This is a genomic window from Gimesia chilikensis, from assembly GCF_007744075.1.
In the GTDB taxonomy this organism is placed as follows: domain Bacteria; phylum Planctomycetota; class Planctomycetia; order Planctomycetales; family Planctomycetaceae; genus Gimesia; species Gimesia chilikensis_A.
This window is the reverse complement of record NZ_CP036266.1, coordinates 2,949,303-2,968,690: the sequence shown is the minus strand read 5'-3', so window position 1 is coordinate 2,968,690 and position 19,388 is coordinate 2,949,303. Positions and strand designations below refer to the sequence as shown.

Genomic DNA, 19,388 nt, shown 5'->3' with positions numbered 1-19,388 from the left:
TCAGGCTCCTCATATATACTGATGTCTGGATGCAGTTGAAACGGGGCTGGCTCTTAGCCGTGAATGCGCCGTTGAACTTCCGCCACGATATCATCGATGGGAATTCGCTCCTGTTTCAGCGAATCACGATCACGCATGGTCACACAGTTATCCTGTTCGGTATCCCCATCCACTGTCAAGCAGAAAGGTGTTCCGATCTCGTCCTGACGCCGATAACGACGCCCGATTGCTCCCTGTTGATCGTAGACGGCCTGGATCCCGGCCTTTTTCAACTTCCCGTAAATGTCGGCAGCAACTTCCGGCATGCCCGCCTTTTTGATCAGCGGGAATACGGCTGCTTTCACAGGTGCCAGTTTGGGATGGAACTGCATGACGGTACGAGACTGCATCTCCCCCTTATCATCGGGTTGTTCGTCTTCATAGTACGCTTCACACAGGAACGCCAGAGTGGCCCGGTCGGCCCCAGCAGCCGGTTCAATCACATGGGGAATGAACCGTTCGCGCGTCTGATCGTCGAAGTAGGTCAGATCTTTTCCACTCCCTTTGTACTTAGGCTGACCATGCTCGTTCTTTTCAACCACCAGCTGATCGCCTTCTCGTACCAGTTTTCCTTCCATGTGGGAACGCAGGTCGAAATCACCACGGTGGGCAATCCCTTCCAGTTCTCCATATTCGTTTTCTTCCATGAAGGGGAAGGCGTACTCGACATCCGCCGTCCCGACGGAGTAGTGCGCCAACTCTTCCGGGGTATGGTCGCGGAGAATCAGATTTTCAGGGTTAATCCCGTGCTGAATGTACCAGTTGTATCTGCGGTCACGCCAGTACTGATACCATTCGAAAGATTCATCCGGATGACAGAAGAACTCCATTTCCATCTGTTCGAATTCGCGCGAACGGAAGGTGTAGTTCCGCGGCGTGATTTCGTTACGGAAACTCTTTCCGATCTGGGCGATCCCGAACGGCACCTTCACGCGACCACTGTCGACGACGTTCTTGAAGTTCACGAACATCCCCTGTGCGGTTTCCGGACGGAGAAAGGCGGTTCCTTCCTCGCCCGAGAGAGCACCGATGATTGTTTTGAACATCAGGTTGAACTCACGGGGCTCAGTCAGTTCGCCTCCGGTATCCGGACAGCGGGCTTCCAGTTTTCCGGTCGCGGGAATGCCAGCGTCTGCCAGCATTTTCGCGTATTCCATCAGGTTACAAACCGAAATCTGCGGCTCTTCGCTGTTGGAAAGATTATTGTCTTTCTCGTATTCAGCAATTGCTTTTTCCAGCCGCTTGCGTTTGGTCTTGGAGAGACCTTCCTCACCGATGTCCGCCATATAAGTTTCACAGGCAACCGGTTTCTGATCGGAAGCATATGCGACGGCAACCGAGACATGGTCTACGCGGAAGCGGGCCTTGGACTCTTTGGAGTCCACCATGAAGTCGTGGAACAGATCGAAGTGCCCCGAACTTTTCCAGACGCTGGGATGCATGATAATTGTAGTTTCGACCCCGGTCATTCCGAATGGTTTGGGGGCACCTTCGGGCGCGATGAGTTCGTTGTGCGTCGTGATCATATCGGACCACCAGGCTTCACGGACATTCCGCTTGAGTTCGACTCCTAATGGGCCGTAATCCCAGAATCCCTGCAATCCGCCATAGATCTCAGAAGACTGAAAAACAAACCCGCGTCGTTTACACAACGCTACAATCTTTTCCATCTCTTTTTTCATTGATTTGGTCTTTCCATGCTGTCTTATACAGACATACTCAACTTCGGATTAAACAGAAATCGACTTGAAAATCGTATTAGTTCAGCCGGCTGAAAACGTAATCAGGCCGGTCTGGTGATCAAATTCAGGGACTTGTGAAATCAGTCCACGCTGGCAACATAGTTGAATATCCTCTTCAAAGCCACGCCGAATCAGGTTGCGGCCTCCCAGGCTGGCGCGGACTCCCTGTAACAGGCCATCTGGCTGCTGGATCTGTGTCCGGTAATGGTCGATCACGATCCGTGTGGAATCGTCCAATACCAGATCCTGCTCGCACTGCTCGACCAGTTCGGATGCAATCGCACCGGCGCAGAGACAATCTTCTCCCGTGACGACCCCATCCGTTCCGGCACAGACCAGATAGATCAGCCCGTCACTCGCTTTGAGAATTTTCAGCAATGCGTCCAGATTAAGAAACGCCCCGACCAGGATTCGTCGTGCCTGGATGGCTCGTTTCAGCGCCCGTGTGCCGTTACTGGTGGTGAAGACAATCTTCCTGTCCTGTACTACGTCAGCAGGATAGCGGGCAGGGGAATTATCCAGATCGAAGCCTTCAATCTGAATCCCTTTGCGTTCGCCTCCGAGCAGAACCTGCTCGCCTGCAGACCGGAGTTGCGCTGCCAATTCGCGGGCTTCGTCGATTTCCTGACACGGAATGACCGCCTCGGCTCCGGAATTCAGCGCGTAGGTTATCGTGGACGAAGCACGCAGAATATCCAGAATCACAGCGACACTCCCTGAAAACTCTTCAGGTTGTGACAAGACAGGTAAAAAGCAGGTTCGTATCTCAGCAGGCATGGCTCGTACTGTCGGTCGCGCTTTCCTTCAGATGAACAACAGGACTCAGCGAGCCTTGTCGGAAATATCCTTGCGGCACCAGGCACCATCCCAGCGGATGCACTTCACAGCCTGGTAGGCTTTCAACTTGGCATCGCTGATCGAATCACCAACTGCGGTGACTCCCAGCACACGCCCGCCATCGGTGACAACCTGCTCATCTTTCATGGTTGTCCCTGCATGGAAGACTTTCGTGTCCGCCAGTGCTGCCGCTTCATCCAGTCCGCGAATGACCTTCCCTTTTTCATAATCGCCGGGATAACCTTCAGCGGCCATCACCACACAAACGGTTGGACGTTCGTCCCACTCCAGTGGCTCGATATCGTCCAGACGCTCTTCCGCGGCTGCGAGCAGGAGTTCTCCGAGATCGGTCTTGAGCCGCATCAGCACCGGTTGTGCTTCGGGATCACCAAATCGCACATTGAATTCCAGCACCTTTGGTCCCTGGTTGGTGATCATCAGACCGGCGTAGAGAATCCCGTTAAAGGGACGATCTTCAATTTTCATGACGTTGACCATCGGCACCAGAATCTTTTCGATGATCTCGCTCATCAATGATTCGGTAACCAGTGGGGCAGGGCTATAAGCTCCCATGCCACCGGTATTGGGACCTTTGTCTCCATCGTAGGCTGCTTTGTGATCCTGAGAGGTTTCGAGAGGGATAATCGTCGAACCGCTGACGATTGCCAGAATACTGACTTCCTGGCCGATCAGTTTCTCTTCGATGATGACGGTTTTGCCTGCATCGCCGAACTCTCTGATTTTCATCAGCGACCTGATGGCATCCAGTGCTTCCTGTTTTGTGTCACAGATCAGCACACCTTTGCCTGCAGCCAGACCGTCTGCCTTAATCACCAGCGGCTGTTCTTCGCGGTCTTCAACAAAGGCCTCGGCCGCCTCAAAGTTATTGAATGTTTCTGATTTCGCTGTGGGAACATTCGCCTTCCACATCATCTGCTTGGCGAACGATTTACTGCCTTCCAGCTCCGCAGCCGCTTTAGAGGGACCGAAGACTGGAATGCCTTCCTTCCGCAGGGCATCTGCCAGACCTGCGACCAGTGGAACTTCGGGGCCGATAATCGCCAGGCCGATGGCTTCTTCCTTCGCAAAGGCGACCATGCGGGGGATATCTGAAACACTGATATCCACATTCGTTCCATCCAGACAGGTGCCTGCATTACCTGGAGCACAAAAGACCTGGGAGACGGATTCGGACTGAGCCAGTTTCCAGACCAGAGCATGTTCCCGACCACCCTGACCAACCACTAACACTTTCATCGTTCTCAATACCTGCTTGTTATTCAACGTCTAAAAATAATCAGGGATCCAGTCCTGCTCTGACTGTTCCCTGCTGAAAGTCACATCCTGAGATCCTCGAAACCACCTCACAAAGGAGAGATGATGACTCTGGTGCCATTGTCAAGATGCGCTCAAAATGAGGGTTTTAACAGCAGTGGAGTATATCAGCACTGTTTTGCCCCTAGTAGCATCGCTTCCCCAAATTTATATTTTGCTCCTAAAAAGCTGCTTTTCTCCAATAAGAGAACTGAGAATCCAATTCGATTCCGCATTAACTTTCTTCAGAAACCGTCTCTCTGATATCTGTACTCAGCCAGCCGTTGGACGAATGCCCCTTCAGTCTCTATAATGGTCCATCCGAAACAGATTCCTCGTTGCGGGCTTCGACCAGGTTTACGATCGATGAACCCATGCAACCTGCTGCCTGTCACAGCTGAGGGAGTCATGGTATAACGTACGCAAGCTGAAATTACTTTTATCGTACGATTCCTGCTGAGTATTGACTTAAAGTGAATCAGCAAAAAGACTTTTAACCTTTTTTATTCTCTGGAGATTAAAGTGTTTGATACTGTCGCCATCATTGGTGCCACCGGTGCCGTCGGGCACATCATGCGGAAACTGCTGGAAGACCGGAACTTCCAGGCGAAACAATTTCGATTTCTGGCTTCGGCCCGCTCCGCAGGCAAAACACTGGAATTTCAGGGAAAAACATACACTCTGGAAGAACTGACCAAAGATTCTTTTGAGGGAGTCGAACTGGTCATCGCGTCTACCCCGGATGATGTTGCCGCCGAATTTCTGCCCGCTGCAGTCGAAGCCGGCGCGATCGTCATCGATGAATCGGGTTACTGGCGGATGAAGCCGGAAGTGGCGCTTGTCGTTCCGGAAATCAATCCCGAAGCCGCCCTGGAAGCAAAAGGCATTATCGCCAGCCCCAACTGTTCGACCACCCAGATGGTCATGGCCCTGAAGCCGCTGCACGATGCTTCTCCTGTGAAACGGGTAATCGTGAGCACGTACCAGGCAACCAGTGGAGCAGGGGTTGCCGGCACCAGTGATCTGCTGGAAGGTTCACGCGCCTATCTGGATGAAAAAGACTATGAATATCAGGTCTTTCCTCATCCGATCGCCTTCAATGCGATCCCTCAGATCGGTAGCGAAAAGGAAGACGGCTACACCAGCGAAGAAATGAAGATGGTGTACGAAACCCGTAAAATCCTTGGTGATGAATCCATCCAGGTCAATCCAACCTGCGTCCGGATTCCCGTTGCTAACTGTCACAGCGAAACCATTACGGTCGAAACCGAACGCCCGATTTCACCAGAAGAAGCCCGCAAGCTGTTCTCTGAATTCCCCGGAATCACCGTAGTGGACGACCTGCAGAAACTGGAATACCCGCTCCCCTCGAATTGTGATGGCAGCGATGAAGTCTTTATCGGACGGATCCGCCGCGATATTTCGAATCCGAACGGGCTTTCATTCTGGTGCGTCAGCGATAACCTGCGTAAAGGGGCCGCCACCAATGCGGTTCAAATCGCAGAACTGCTGGCGAAACACAAAGCCTGCACCTAAGCAGGCCCCACACCTGTTTCGTCTTCGCTGCTTCGCGCGTTGATTTTCTTTCTGTTAACGATGATTTTAGCCTCGTGAAAGTTACGCAATGACCGCCTTTCATTACCAAAACGATGAACTGTTCTGTGAAAATGTCCCTGTTGCCCAACTGGCAGAAGAATTTGGAACTCCGCTCTGGATCTACTCCAAATCAGCTTTTCTGGGGCGGTTGAAAGAGATTCAGGACGCATTCGCCGAAGTCGATCCGGTCATCTGCTACTCTGTCAAAGCGAATGGCAACCTGAGCATTCTCAAGACCATGAACGACGCCGGCAGTAGTTTCGACGTCGTTTCCGGTGGAGAACTGTTCCGAGTAAAACAGGCTGGTGCAGACACCACACGTGTGGTCTTCGCGGGAGTTGGTAAGACGGACGAAGAAATCCGCCAGGCTCTCCAGGCCGACATTCTGATGTTCGACGTTGAAAGTGAAGCCGAACTGGACGCGATCGCTGCCATCGCGGGAGAACTGGGCTGCGTCGGTCGGGTCGCACTGCGTCTCAACCCGGATATCGATGCGAAAACGCACCACAAAACCACGACCGGTAAAAAGGGCAACAAGTTCGGAATGGACATCGAACGGGCCACCGAACTGGCGGATAAGGTTCTCAAAGATGATCGTCTCGAACTGACCGGCATCCATATGCACCTCGGTTCGCCAATCCTTTCGACCGATCCGTATGCGAAAGCGGTCAAAAAGGGAGCAGAAGTCATTCAGCAGTTGCGGGATAAAGGCCATAACACCAACTGGATGAATCTGGGTGGTGGTTTTGGGATCAGCTACAAAACGGATGAAGGCCCTTCCGCACAGACTTATGCCGACGTAATCGTTCCCACAATCAAGGAGATCGGCTGTCGTCTGGCTCTGGAACCCGGACGTTTCATCGCCGGAAACTCAGGTATCCTGGTCAGCCAGATCGTCTTCACCAAGCGGGAAGGGGGCAAGCTGTTCTATATCCAGGATGGCGGCATGACCGATCTCGTCCGCCCCGCGATGTATGACTCCTATCATCGCGTCTGGCCCGTCAAACCCAAGGTCCCCATGCCCTTTGACTGTGAAGGAGAAATCGCAGGCTGCGAGCCTGCAGACGTCGTGGGTCCGGTTTGCGAGTCCTGCGATTATTTCGCCAAGGACCGCTATCTGCCTCCCATGGAACGGGGCGACTATCTCTGCATGTTCAGCGCGGGTGCGTATGGTTCTGTGATGAGCAGCAACTACAACGCCCGCCCCCGTAGTGCAGAAATTCTGGTGGATGGCAGCGACTATCAGGTCATTCGCCGCCGCGAAACCTACGAAGAGCTGATCGCGCTCGAGCAGGCTTAAGCTTCAAATCGGTTCTCCGACTCAACTTCCCAATCTGTTCAGAAGACCAGATTCTGGTGGTTGGGTTATAACAGTTATCGGGTTCGTGCCTGCTTTGCTGTGCTGAGAGCAGGAAAGCAGGGGGGCTCCGCTTCCTTCGATTGAACCGTTATCGCCGTCAGAAACGATGATACTTGATACAGAAGCTGCCGTGGAGAATATGTCCATACGAATACCAGACAACAGATTTCTGTGAAGAGTCTATTGAAATAATTGAATTATGTTGTTTTGGGTAAGGTGACAAGAATAGTATATTAAAACTGTTACTATCATCTCGCTGAGAGATATTCTATCTATCAGTTCGACAGTGCCTGCTCAGGCTCTGTCTCGATAGCCGCCATGAATAGCCGACAACCACGACGACACGGAGTCGACTGAATGTCTTTAAATAACCGGATCCTGGCATTAATTGCTCTGGTATTTCTCTGCGCTTTGAGTACGCCTTCTTCCGTCTGGTCTCAAGAACCACCACCGGCCACAACTCCTGAAACAACAACGGCTACCGGTCTGACTGCCGATGATCTGCTGCTCTCCAAGCCTGAGACTCCCGAACAGCTGATGCAAGCTGTGGTCCAGCTGACAGACCTGGGGCATGCGGCTTCCGCCAAAGCGTATCTGGACCAGTTGCTGAAAGGCAATCCAGACGATGAACTGATCCTGAAGCTCCGTGACAAGTACGGTCCCGCTGCTTTTCTCCGCCTGGCTAATAACAAGAAACTGCAACCCGAGTCGATCACCCTGTTAAAGAAAATGGAATCCGCCTTCCGGGCGTATGCCACGGATCCCTCCCGGATTAATTCCCTGATCGATGCACTTTCGGGAACGCCTACGGAACGGGACATTGCCATCATTCAGCTCAAATCGGCAGGTGAGATTGTTGCTCCTCCGATTCTTAAACAACTGAGCCAGAGCCAGGACCCGGCACGAAATGACGAACTCACATTTGCCCTGACTCAGCTTGGTGATCCTGTCGTTCCGCCACTGATCGCCGCTCTGCGGGCACCGCAGGAGAAAATTCGTAAAATCGCAGCAGATGTTCTCGGCGATCTTGCCCGTCCGGCTGATGCTCTCTACCTCTGGAATCCCGCTTTTTCCCAGAGCCAGCCACAAAACGTTCAGGTGGCTGCCCGCATGGCACTGGCCAAGATCCTGGGTAAGAACCCCCGCAAGACCTATGAGCTGAATCGCCACGAAGCGCAGCTTATACTGAAAAATGCGGCCCTCAACCTGTACCAGAAACATGAAACGAAATCAGAAACCCAGCCCATCTGGGTCTGGGACAATGCGGCTCAGACGGTCGTCAAGAAGGAACTCCCCGCCCAGGAAGTCAACCTGGTTGAAGGACTCCGACTGGCCAAAGAAGCTCTGGAAATGTCTCCGGACAAACAGGACGTACAAACACTCTATCTGGCAATGGCGCTCGCCCTTGAAGCATACCAGGTTGGCTGGAATCAGCCTTTACCCGAAGGCCCCGGCACGACCTTCAACCTGGCCCTGCTTTCCGGTCCCTCTGCAGTCAGCCGTGTGCTGGCCCTGGCGATGAAACAGGGGCACACCCCCAGTGCTCTCGCTGCCCTCAAAGCACTGGGTCAGATTGGTTCGCGCACACTGCTGCACGAACAGCTCGACAAGCACTCGTCTCTGATCGCCGCCCTGAATTACCCCGATCGACGGGTACAGTTCGCTGCTGCTACAGCGATTCTGCAGCTTGACCCGGCAAAACCCTTTCCAGGCGCCAACCGCGTAATCAGCATCCTCACCCGTGCTCTGCGGGGCGAGGGGACACAGGCTGCGATCGTGGTCGACAGCAGCATTCCCCGGGGACAGACCATGGCGGGTGTGTTCCACGAACTGGGATATGAAACCACGCCGGTTCAAACAGGCATGGCCGGTTTCAAAGCCGCCACTGATCGCATGGATGTCGAATTCATCGCGCTGGAGTATAACATTGCACGCTGGGGACTCTCTCAAACCATCGCCAACCTGAGAGCCGATTCCCGGACCGCAAATATCCCAATCGTCATCTATGGCCCACTGCGTCTGCAGAATAAGATTGAATACTCAACACGGTACTATCCGCTGGTCAAGTATGTGGTCGAATCAGAAAATACCGACGATATCGGCTCACAACTCAAGCCGTTTCTGGATGGGTTAAAAACTCCTGAACTCACCGGCGAACTGCGTTCCGAATACCGGGCAGCAGCCTTGTACTGGCTCTCGCATATCGCTTCCAGCCAGCGAACGAATATCTATGATCTGAAACAGGCAGAGCAACCTCTGCTGGACCTGGTTTCCGACCGCAGCCTGGCATCGAATGCGTTGATCACCCTGGGTGGAATTCCTACCCGCACTGCCCAGGAGGACCTCGTGCAGGTCATTACGACTCCGACCTATGAGGCAGATGTACGTGAAATCGCCGCATTACAGCTGGCGTTCCATATCCAGAAGTTTGGACTGATGATCGATACCATGCAGATCTCTGCAGTGCAGAAAGCCTACCAGGCAGCCAAAGATCCCAAGTTGAATACTGCACTGGCTTCCGTAATGGGAACCCTCATGCCGGACAGCAAAGTGGTCGGCGAACGGCTTCAGAAGTTCCAGCCAGCTGGTGCACTGCCTTAAGTGGGGCTTTTGCAACATCCATAAAAAAACTCCGCAGGCTTTAACGAGCCTGCGGAGTTTTGTTTTTTAATAAGCCTGAAAGACGCTACTGGGCACTCGCCTGAGTTTTCTTTCTCAACAGTGATCGCAGAGGCTCTTCCAGCTGCTTCACATCGGAAGTAACCACTTCGGTAACCCCTGTGTGATCCACCAGCATCATCATCGGCACGCTACGTACGCCGTAATGCAGTGCGGCCGGGTTGTTCCAGCCCCGCTTGTCACGAGCTGAATAGAAGATCTGACGCCAGTCGAGTGGTGACTTCTCCTGGAAAGCATCGATGGCAGGTTCTTCCAGGTCCAGGTTGACACCTACGATTTCAAAACCGTATTTGCGGTACTTCTTGGAGAGCGTCTGAATCTCAGGCAGCTGTTCAATAAAGGGTTTGGCAGTTGTCGCCCAGAATACGACCAGCACCACGCTCCCTTTGTAATCGTCGATGGAGACATAACCACCTTCAATAGTCTCTCCGGCCAGCTGAATCGGCTGTCCTTTCAGCTTCAGACGACGAGACAGTCCGGCGACCTGTGCGGTCTCATTGCTTTTAGGGAACCTGGTTTCCAGATCGAGGCAGCAGTCCAGGGCTGACTGATTCAAACCGTACAGCTGACAGGTTTCTGCAGCGGCCTGCAACATCTGTGGTGCCCGGATATTTTCCTGGGGAAAACGCGTGGCGAACAGACGAGCCTGTTTGACGAACTCTTCAATCCAGCGCGGGTCCTGTTGCGCAAAACGCTGTGCACTGGTATTCGCAAATTTCGCAACGGTAAAGCCAGCTTCCGCAGCGGAAGGAGAATTCGGATCGCGCTTATAAAGGGACTCGGAATGATCGTACAGAGCGTCGATACTTTCCTGATCTCCCTGCAATGCCAGCTGTAAATGGGCATCCAGCAGATGACGAATGCAGACCGTAAACAACCGCTGTTTTTCTTTGTCAGCATGGGTCTGCTTTACGGCTTCCATCGCCAGTTGAATGATTTTCTGATTGCGGGCGGCACGAGCCTGCTTCAGTTCTTCAACGTTGTCAGTTTTCGGCAGGGCCAGTACACGCAGACGCGTGATCTCGCGTACGTTCCATTCGGCCGAACCTTCCTTCAGCTCGGAAATCTTGACTTCCTCATCGGCCAGTGACTCATCGTCACCGTCCAGATCGTCCATATCGCGTTTGTCACGTTCCAGGCTTGCCGTCTGAATCGCATTTGCATTTGGCTTGAGTGCAGGACCGGTTTGTGAAACCTGAGTAATTTTGGCACTCGGCGTTTTCTGGAGAGGTTTTGCATCGGCCGGAGCCGCTTGCAGCTTGCCGTCCAGTTTATTGTCTGCCGTCTGTGGAGCAGGGGATTCTCCGCCACCACAACCGAATTGAGTCAGCGATAACAGGCCCGCTGCTATCATCATGATACCGTGTCGATGCCTCATGATCTGGGGCTCTCCTTCCTTTGAGAGTCGGTAGTATCTGTCGAACCGGGGACGGGGTATTTCGGATTCAGAACTGAGCCGTTCCCTCGGCATTATCGAAAGTCAAAACACTGAATGGGGCGAGTTTTACGACAAAATCCACTTTGAAGGCAAGACGAAGCTGGAAAAAATTACAATCCACGTCCGTTTTAAAGCAGGTTTCCTGTCAGCAATCCCTTTCCAGGGAGCAGCTGTCAAACTCGCCTTTCTACGCAGACTGCCTTAGAGCTCACCGTGATACTGCTTGAATGCTTCAATCGCAAAGTATTCGGGCAGGCCCAGCTGATTGTAAATCTTTGCTGTATTTCGGGTTCGGTCCTCAGCACGCACCCAGAATTCACGTTTATCGCTTCCCGGGTAAAAAGCACTGTCCTTCTGTGACTCATGCTTGAAGATCGCCTCCCGCTTTCGCAGCACCACTTCAGGGCTCAGCGGAACAGCCCGCTCAATTTCGTGCGGTTCGTACTCTTCCCAGGCACCACGGTACATCCAGAATTCGGGAGTGATTTCTTCAGACTTAACCACATCCACGGCATTGATCACCGCTTCGGCACAGACGCGGTGCGTACCATGCGGATCGGACAGGTCTCCAGCCACATAAATCTGGTGCGGCCGTACTTCGCGTAACAGATCGGCCACGATCGCAATGTCATCTTCGCCAATTGGCTTCTTCGAAACCTGTCCCGTGTTGTAGAAGGGAAGGTCCAGGAAACGCAGATGTTCTTCCGGCACTCCGGCTGCCTGGGCGCCCGCAGTCGCTTCTGTTTTGCGGATCAGTCCTTTGATTCCCAGCATCTCGGCATTATCCAGGTCACCCGCATTCTTGCTGGCGATGCTCTCTTTCAAAGCTTCGATGTGAGACAGAACCTTGGTGTCGTCGGCATGGAACAGTTTGTGGAATTCATGCACGAAATCCAGGTGCCGCAAAGCATCGTGATCGAATACGGCGATATTTCCACTGGTCATGTAGGCGATGTAAACTTCATGCCCCTGATCAGCCAGCGTGATTAAAGTCCCGCCCATCGAAATTACATCATCGTCCGGATGGGGGCTGAAGACGATCACCCGCTGGGGCTCGGTTCCCGCAGGCCGGGTGCAGATACCTTCCAGCAGTCCGTCGAATACCCGTTGACGGATCTGAGCGACAGAACCGTACTTGTGGATCAGCTGATGCAGGTGGTTGTGCAGGAAATCGTCAGTTTCCAGTTTCAGAAGAGGCTTACCAACTTCGTTCGACAGCCAGATGACGGCTTTCTTCTCCAGCTGCGAAGTCCATTCAATATTTCCGACGATCCAGGGAGTTTTGACCGCGGTCAATTCGGCAGCTGCGGCACTATCGACCGCGAACAAAGAATTAGCATGGGTCTGCAGGAAGCTGGCGGAAACCTCATCAGTGACTTCCATTTCCGCGGCCCGCTTGACCACCGACGCCTTATGCTCTCCCAGCGCCATGATGATAATCTTCTTGGCCGAGAGAATACTCCCGACCCCCATCGTAATCGCATGATGGGGCACGTTGTCTTCGCCAAAGAAGCCGCTGGCCGCATCGCGACGAGTAATGGGATCGAGGTTGACCAGTCGCGTCAAACTGTTTCGCGCACTTCCAGGCTCGTTGAAGCCGATGTGACCTGAACGACCAATGCCCAGTAACTGCAGGTCCAGACCGCCATAACTCTCGATCAGACGCTCGTACTCTTCGCAGAAAATGTCGACGTCTTCAGCGGCAATATCACCACGGGGGATATGAATATTTTCCTGCTTCACATTCACATGATCGAAGAAATTCTCATGCATGAACTTGTGATAGCTGTGGATCGAGTCCGGATCCATGGGCCAGTATTCATCCAGGTTGAACGTGATCACGTTCGAGAAATCCAGGCCTTCTTCGTTATGCATCCGGATCAGTTCGCGATAGACGCCCAGCGGAGTCGAACCGGTCGGTAGCCCCAGGACCGCTGGGATATTCTGTTCATTCTTTTTGCGAACCAGATCCGCAACAACAGAGGCTACAAACTTCGCCAGATCGGAAGAGGTCTCGAAAATCTGAGTAGGGACTTTCGTGTGCCTGACAAATTTGGATTTCGGTGTAATGCGTGCAGAGCGTGAGATATCAGTGGCCATCAGACAATATTGATCCGTTAAGAAAAGAACTCCAGATGCAAGTCGCTAACTGAAGCACGATAAAGCTTCGCGCCAGCCGGGACAACTCAAAAAATGTAGTCACACGAACACTAGCCCCGTATACGTGCTTTTTTAATCAATGTTTATTATAACTATCTCCACGAAAAGCTCACTACCAATTGTTAGACCTAAATACAGAGAGAAAGAAATTTTCATGGCAAATCAGGCAGAATCTCTGCGAATTCTTGCGATTCACGCCCATCCAGACGATATCGAAATCCAGTGTGCGGGTACTTTGGCCCGGCTGAAAAACCTGGGATGTCATATTACCATGGCCACCATGACCGCCGGCGATTGTGGCAGTGCAGAAATGGGACCGGTTGAAATTGCCAACGTCCGTCGCGCCGAAGCTCAGAAAGCAGCCGATATGCTGGGGGCAGACTACATGTGCCTCGAATTCCGGGACCTCGCGATCATCGTCGACAACGAATCCCGTCGGCGGGTTACCGAAGCAGTGCGCAAAGCTCGGCCGGACATCGTCTTAACGGCTCCTCCAGTCGACTACATGAGCGATCACGAAATGACCAGTCGTCTCGTGCGAGATGCCTGTTTTGGTGCGTCAGCACCCAACTACACCACTCACGAAATTCAGCCTGCTCCGCCTACGGAAAAAATTCCGCACCTGTATTATGTTGATCCGATCGAAGGTTGTGATTATTTTGGAAACCCGATCGAACCACAGTTTATCATCGATATTTCCGAAACCTTTGATCTGAAGATTAAAATGCTGGCCTGTCACGAAAGCCAGCGGGCCTGGTTAAGAAAACAGCACGGCCTGGACGAATACCTTGATGGTACTGAGCGCTGGTCCGCTTCCCGTGGCGAACAGATCGGTGTAAAATACGGCGAAGCCTTCGTACAACACTGCGGCCATCCATACCCTCACAGCAACCTGCTCAAGGAACTGCTGGAGAGTAAATAACCAACCTCACTCACTCCATTCAACAGTAAAGCTGACAAGATGAACGAACCCGCTAAACAGGAACTGCCTTACACCGAGTCAGAAATCGAAACCATGGCTTCGGAAGACGCCAAAGCAGGGCGTTTTCTAACCAAGATGATGGTCTTCACCTTCTGCTATACCATCTTCGTCGGTGCTTATGTCATCTACTGGAGTCTGCAGAACTGACTGGCAGATGCCTCCGCAGATAAACCAGCTCGCTCTGATCGGTGTCCCCGGTCAGAGTTTTTTTACGTCTGGGCTGCTTGCCGTTTTTCCTTGAAAACGGTTCCGTTCGGATTGAGCAGCATCCAGCACAATGCGGCACTCACATAAATGCCCGCCATCAGAATCAGCACTGATTCATACCGGCCCGCATCGAACATCGCTCCTACCACAACCGGGAGCAGGGCGGCTCCCAGGTTGCCCATCATATTCATCATCCCGAAGATCGGCGCCACATGCTGGCCCCCTTTATCGATCGTCACTGTGTAACCACAAGCCCCTCCCAGACCCGCGAAGAACATGCTGATCGAAATAAGTGTCATCGCCAGATTCATCTCTTTCACAAAATAGGCACACAGCGTACACAGCCCGCAGCCCAGCATGGCGACAATCGCAACTCCCTGTCGACTCCAGCGACGGCTCCCGGTCCGTTGCAGTACCAGATCCACCACGATTCCTCCCAGAAAGTTCCCCACCACGAACGTCAACAGCGGAAGACTGGTCAAAATGCCGGAAGAGGCCAGGCTGATATCCCGCGCCTTCTGCAGATAGACGGGAAACCACGTCATATAGAAAATATTCCCCGCCGCCCGGAAAAACTGCTGACCACAGATCATCCACATGGAAAAGCTGGTCAGAATCTGCCCCCAGGGCGTCGGCTCGGCGTGTGTTTCCTTCGGATCATCTTTTGTCTTCTCTGCTGACGTCTCCGACTCATCCCCTCGAATGAGATGCAACTCGGCCGGATTCACCGCTGGATGATCTTCGGGGCGATCACGGAACCAGTAATAAAACACGACCGCCCAGATAAAGCTCGGCACCGCGCACAGATACATGATCGTCCGCCAGGAAACCCCAGGTATTTCAATGCCTCCAACATGAATCCCCGCCAGCAGCAGACCGATACTGAACGCACCAAAGGCACTTCCAATGGACATAAAACTGCCCAGCAACCCACTGGCCAGACCGCGTCGGGCATGGGGCAACCACTTCGAAATCGTACTCGCACAACAGGGGAATATCCCCGCCTGTGAAATCCCAAAGATCAACCGCACGCCAATCAGCATCCAGAACCCGGTTACCATTCCAGTCAGCGCCGTCGCGATTGACCACAGGACGGCAAACGCGGTCAGCGATCGTCGCGTGCCCCACACATGGGCAATCCAGCCACTCGGAATCTGTGACAGCGCGTAGCTCCAGAAAAAGGCACTCATCACCCAGCCCATCTGCGTCTGAGTGATATCAAGCTCTTCCTGGATCAGTTTGGCGGGCACCGAAATCGCATTTCGGCTGATGTAAGCCACCGCTGCCACCAGACACAACAGTGTCAGTACCAGAAAGCGGGCACGCGTCGGTGTTCCATACGAAGTCAGTTTCGGCTCATCCTGATCAGTCACAGAGATCGTCCCTCTCGGCTGGAGTGTCTTACTCGTCTGCTAACGCCTGCATTAATCGATCAAACAGTCGATCCACTTCCGCCTGTGTTTCTTCATCCAGATCCCACGCATGCGGCGTGCAGCGCTGCGCCGAAGTAAAGATTCCCCGCTTCACCAGCAGGTATTTCTCGATCGCCAGAAATCCATCCAGCCCCGCCTGTAACTGCAGCGCCACCAGCGCACTGATCGGAAACGAAATCCGATACGTCGCCTTGTCATCTCCGGCCCGCAGTGCATTCCACAGCGCCACGATTCCATCCAGCAGATCCACGCCCGGCATCGTCCCCGTAATTCCCCGCCGATACGCGTCCACTAGCAGAATCCCGCCCGAACCGTCATAGATCAATGCCTGTCCTGCGGTCGCATCGCGGAGTGCCGACAGGTTCGGACCAATGGGAGACGCTTCCGGCTTGAACCGGATTTTTTCCGCCCCGAACTCATCCAGCAGTCGACGATAAAAATCGATGGAAATTGCGTTCCCCACATATGAAGACGCATCCTGCACAATCAGGGGCAGGGCACACTCGCGTGCGATCGTCGCGAAATAATCCCACAGCGCCGCTTCCGGAATCGCCGTCGTCACCGGGGGGATCGCCATCACCGCATCGCAGCCCGCCTCTTCAGCCTGTCGTGCATAGACCAGTGCCTGACGTGTGCTCTCCGCTCCCACGCTGGCGACCACCACGCCGCGGCCTTTTGACAGTTCTGCCATCAGCCGCGTGAGTTCCCCGCGCTCCTCGTAGGTCAGACGCAGTACCTCCGAAACCATCGCCCCACAGACGCCGTCTGCTCCCACTTCATAACACCAGTCGATCTCCCGCGCCAAAGCGTCCCGATCAATCGTCTCGTCCTCCAGGAGCGGCGTATGCAGTACCGGCAGTACTCCTCGAATCATTCCGGCCATGGATCTGTTCTTTCTGCTAAGTCTGTCAGTTTCAAATTTTCAGGTCGCGTCTCTTATCGTCGCTCACTCCTGGATGATGTCTTCAATCGCCTCGGTCATCCCCGCGATCAGCTTTTCCAGTCCGCCCCGGGCAAACGGCGTCTGCCACACCTGGTACAGATCCAGGTCATACAGTTCCTCCGGCGTCAGGTAACCAGTCGTTCCGTTGATCAGGTTCAGACAGACAATCGTCCGCTCGGGAAACCGCTCTCGCAACGTTCGTTGCAGAATCGAATACGCTTCGGTCGGGCTTCCTACCAATATCGTATCCCCCATTCGCCACACCCAGATCGGCAGTTCTAAAGTATCTCCGTCTCCAATCCCGCGACGAATATTCCGCCTGCGTCTGAGTCGTTCCTCCAGCGCCCGATCAGTACACGCCTGTCGTTGTTGCTCCAGTTCGTCCGCGGTCGGCCAGTCTTTGATCTGCATCTCCACGGTGACTTTCTTCCGTTTCAACAGACTGACCGGCGTCACCAGGGCATGCTTCCACACCGCCAGCGGTGCGCCTGATTCCATCACTCCCTTGTATGCCAGACGCGTGCCTGGAGGATCCATGTTCTCCAGCGTTGCCAGTGCCGCATACGCGAGTTGTCTCCCGTGACGATCCGCCACCGTAGGATCGCCCACGTACTGATACCGCGGCGCAAGCTCTCCCGATGCCCCCTGCATGAACAGGGCAGGGACCCCCAACGTCTTCTGAATCGTCTCGCGCATCGCTCCCGGATAATCGGGCGAGATCGCCGTATTCTCCCACGCCAGCGTCGTCGGATGACAGGCGTAATTCACGATCACCGCCTGCAACGCCCCCTCCAGATCGCTGATTCGTCCGATCACCAGCGTATCGTCAGCGGGCTCGTCCGGATTCCAGCCGCAGATCAATCGCTCCCCGTCCGGGTCGGGCAGATCCCGCATCCCCGCCAGTTCGCAACGCCCGGTCTTCCATTCCACCACCGCCTCGGTCGCGTTTTTCATCGCCTGCAGTGTGACCTTGACCGACGCTTCGTAGACCTGCTCCAGGAACTCCGCCAGCATGTCGCTCGCCGGCAGATCGGGATCAGGATCCGTCAGCGGAGGCGACGCATGCGTGTGCGTGACGCCGAAGATCAGCGAAGCCTCGTCCAGTTTGAGCGCCTCCAGCAACCTTGACTGAAACCGGCGAAACGTCGGCAGCGAGCGCCACCATCCCAGGTCCCCGTCCAGAAACACCGCCGGCTGCTGGGAGTCGGTTTCGCAGAGCACCAGCGCGTTCAATGTCAGTTTGCGATGGATCCAGTCCGCCACGTCGTGTTTCGCGGCCCCCCAGTTCCGGGCATAGATCCCCACCGGCGGGGTGATGTCCACCGTCGCCACTCCGATCCTTCCCCGAAAGAACGCCTCTGTTTTCGCTGCTAAAGCTCGTTCACTCATCTTCGCCTCCGCTTTCCGATGGAGCGCTGCTGCCAGTTTGAATCGTCCGCTGTGTTGACCCGCTTCGGCTTACCAGTCGCCGATGGCTCCGTCCTGGTAGAAGACTCGCTGCACCGTCTCCTGTTCGAACGGATGCTTTTTGACCTCGTCCTCGTTGATCGAAATCCCCAGGCCCGGCTTCGTGTTCGGCTTCACTGTTCGCGTCGCAGGATCAATCTCGAAACCTTCCTCGACCACATCCTGACGCCAGGGCACGTCCTCGTGCACCGACTCACAGATGATGTAGCTCGGCTGCGAAAATCCAAATTCCAGCGATGCCGCCGTACTCACCGGCCCCTGTGGATTATGCGGCGCCAACGCGATGCGGTGCGCGTCTGCCAGCGCTGCGATCCGCCGCGCTTCCGTGAACCCGCCGCAATGGGTCAGGTCCAGCTGACAGATCTCGCAGCCCCGTTTCTCGAACAGATCCCGGAACGCTGCCAGGTGCGTCAGCCGCTCTCCCGTCGCGATCGGCGTCGTCACCGCCGCATTGATCCGCGCCAGGCTCTCGATCGATTCCGGCCAGCACGGCTCTTCGAAGAAATACAGTCCATACGGATCCAGTGCCTGCGCGAACTGCAGCCCCATCGCCGGAGAAGGGCGGGCATGGCAGTCCACCATGATGTCGATCTCGTCTCCCACCGCCTCCCGCATCGCTGCGACACAGTCGTCAGCCGCTTTCACAGGCTTCAGACCTTCAATCGGCATCGTGGGAGGCACCGCCATCGACTTAAACGCCGTGAACCCGTCCGCCACCGCCTGTTGCGCCAGATCTGCGAACTGAGCCGCATTGTCGGTCGACGTCTGGTAGAACGACTCCATATTGCCGCCCCCCAGATGACAGTACAGCCGGATGTAATCCCGCACCGGGCCGCCCCACAACTGATGACAGGGCACGCCGTGAATCTTCCCCAGGATGTCCCACAACGCCAGATCGATACCGGCAATCGCCGTCGACCGTGTGACGCCACTCCCGTGCCAGAAGTGCTGCCGCCACATCATCTGCCACAGATATTCCACCCGTCGGGGGTCTTCGCCGATCAACAGCTGGGACAGATCCTCGATCGTCCCCACGATCCCCCGCGTGTGCCACTCCAGTGTCGCTTCACCCCAGCCGAACAGTCCAGGCTGATCGGTGACCACTTTCACAAACACCCAGTTTCTCATCCGGGCGTGACACACCAGTGTCTCGATGCGTTCGATTTTCATCCGGTTCGGTTTCCCATCTGC

The 19,388-nt window shown here is 54.4% G+C and carries 14 protein-coding genes; 5 read left to right on the top strand and 9 right to left on the bottom strand.

What is annotated here, in order from left to right:
• Positions 1 to 53 precede the first annotated feature (53 nt).
• The 3 genes from HG66A1_RS11330 to purD all read right to left on the bottom strand — a co-directional run bounded on the left by HG66A1_RS11330 (position 54) and on the right by purD (position 3,884).
• Entirely contained in the window at positions 54 to 1,709 is a 1,656-nt protein-coding gene (locus tag HG66A1_RS11330) for a glycine--tRNA ligase (RefSeq protein ID WP_145183513.1), read from the bottom strand.
• Between the two features lie 93 nt (positions 1,710 to 1,802).
• The gene (locus HG66A1_RS11325) at positions 1,803 to 2,558 is read right to left on the bottom strand and encodes a 2-phosphosulfolactate phosphatase (protein WP_145183510.1); all 756 of its coding nucleotides are present in this window, start codon (positions 2,556 to 2,558) and stop codon (positions 1,803 to 1,805) included.
• A 45-nt stretch (positions 2,559 to 2,603) separates the two neighbouring features.
• Complete coding sequence (purD, locus tag HG66A1_RS11320) at positions 2,604 to 3,884, bottom strand: phosphoribosylamine--glycine ligase (RefSeq protein ID WP_409999470.1); 1,281 nt, start codon at positions 3,882 to 3,884, stop codon at positions 2,604 to 2,606.
• 570 nt (positions 3,885 to 4,454) lie between these two features.
• On the opposite strand from purD, the gene HG66A1_RS11315 reads away from it, so the two are divergent.
• The 3 genes from HG66A1_RS11315 (at position 4,455) to HG66A1_RS11305 (ending at position 9,489) form a co-directional block, all read left to right on the top strand.
• Positions 4,455 to 5,468 carry an aspartate-semialdehyde dehydrogenase gene (locus HG66A1_RS11315; protein ID WP_145039837.1) on the top strand — a complete coding sequence of 338 codons (1,014 nt, stop codon included), beginning with the start codon at positions 4,455 to 4,457 and terminating at the stop codon, positions 5,466 to 5,468.
• Positions 5,469 to 5,556: 88 nt separating this feature from the next.
• Positions 5,557 to 6,828 (top strand): diaminopimelate decarboxylase, encoded by a 1,272-nt coding sequence (lysA, locus tag HG66A1_RS11310; RefSeq protein WP_145039834.1) that lies wholly within the window; start codon positions 5,557 to 5,559, stop codon positions 6,826 to 6,828.
• Between the two features lie 417 nt (positions 6,829 to 7,245).
• Positions 7,246 to 9,489 (top strand): HEAT repeat domain-containing protein, encoded by a 2,244-nt coding sequence (locus HG66A1_RS11305; RefSeq protein ID WP_145183505.1) that lies wholly within the window; start codon positions 7,246 to 7,248, stop codon positions 9,487 to 9,489.
• Between the two features lie 85 nt (positions 9,490 to 9,574).
• On the opposite strand, the gene HG66A1_RS11300 is transcribed toward HG66A1_RS11305, so the two are convergent.
• Together HG66A1_RS11300 and nagB are read right to left on the bottom strand one after the other, a co-directional pair.
• Positions 9,575 to 10,945, bottom strand: coding sequence for a TlpA disulfide reductase family protein (locus HG66A1_RS11300; RefSeq protein WP_197997100.1), 1,371 nt, complete (start codon positions 10,943 to 10,945; stop codon positions 9,575 to 9,577).
• A gap of 261 nt (positions 10,946 to 11,206) precedes the next feature.
• On the bottom strand, positions 11,207 to 13,105 hold the full coding sequence (gene nagB / locus HG66A1_RS11295) for a glucosamine-6-phosphate deaminase (RefSeq protein ID WP_145039825.1): 1,899 nt from the start codon (positions 13,103 to 13,105) through the stop codon (positions 11,207 to 11,209).
• 214 nt (positions 13,106 to 13,319) lie between these two features.
• Here nagB and HG66A1_RS11290 point away from each other — a divergent pair, with 214 nt between their 5' ends.
• Positions 13,320 to 14,087: a PIG-L deacetylase family protein gene (locus tag HG66A1_RS11290; protein WP_145039822.1), complete on the top strand. Its 768-nt coding sequence runs from the start codon at positions 13,320 to 13,322 to the stop codon at positions 14,085 to 14,087.
• A gap of 39 nt (positions 14,088 to 14,126) precedes the next feature.
• The gene (locus tag HG66A1_RS31950) at positions 14,127 to 14,294 is read left to right on the top strand and encodes a hypothetical protein (protein WP_155362858.1); all 168 of its coding nucleotides are present in this window, start codon (positions 14,127 to 14,129) and stop codon (positions 14,292 to 14,294) included.
• 62 nt (positions 14,295 to 14,356) lie between these two features.
• On the opposite strand, the gene HG66A1_RS11285 is transcribed toward HG66A1_RS31950, so the two are convergent.
• The 4 genes from HG66A1_RS11285 to HG66A1_RS11270 all read right to left on the bottom strand — a co-directional run bounded on the left by HG66A1_RS11285 (position 14,357) and on the right by HG66A1_RS11270 (position 19,367).
• Positions 14,357 to 15,727, bottom strand: coding sequence for an MFS transporter (locus HG66A1_RS11285; protein WP_197997099.1), 1,371 nt, complete (start codon positions 15,725 to 15,727; stop codon positions 14,357 to 14,359).
• A 28-nt stretch (positions 15,728 to 15,755) separates the two neighbouring features.
• Positions 15,756 to 16,670 (bottom strand): dihydrodipicolinate synthase family protein, encoded by a 915-nt coding sequence (locus tag HG66A1_RS11280; protein ID WP_145183496.1) that lies wholly within the window; start codon positions 16,668 to 16,670, stop codon positions 15,756 to 15,758.
• 63 nt (positions 16,671 to 16,733) lie between these two features.
• Positions 16,734 to 18,119, bottom strand: coding sequence for an alkaline ceramidase (locus HG66A1_RS11275; RefSeq protein ID WP_145183493.1), 1,386 nt, complete (start codon positions 18,117 to 18,119; stop codon positions 16,734 to 16,736).
• A gap of 69 nt (positions 18,120 to 18,188) precedes the next feature.
• On the bottom strand, positions 18,189 to 19,367 hold the full coding sequence (locus HG66A1_RS11270; protein ID WP_145183490.1) for an enolase C-terminal domain-like protein: 1,179 nt from the start codon (positions 19,365 to 19,367) through the stop codon (positions 18,189 to 18,191).
• Between the last annotated feature and the right edge of the window lie 21 nt (positions 19,368 to 19,388).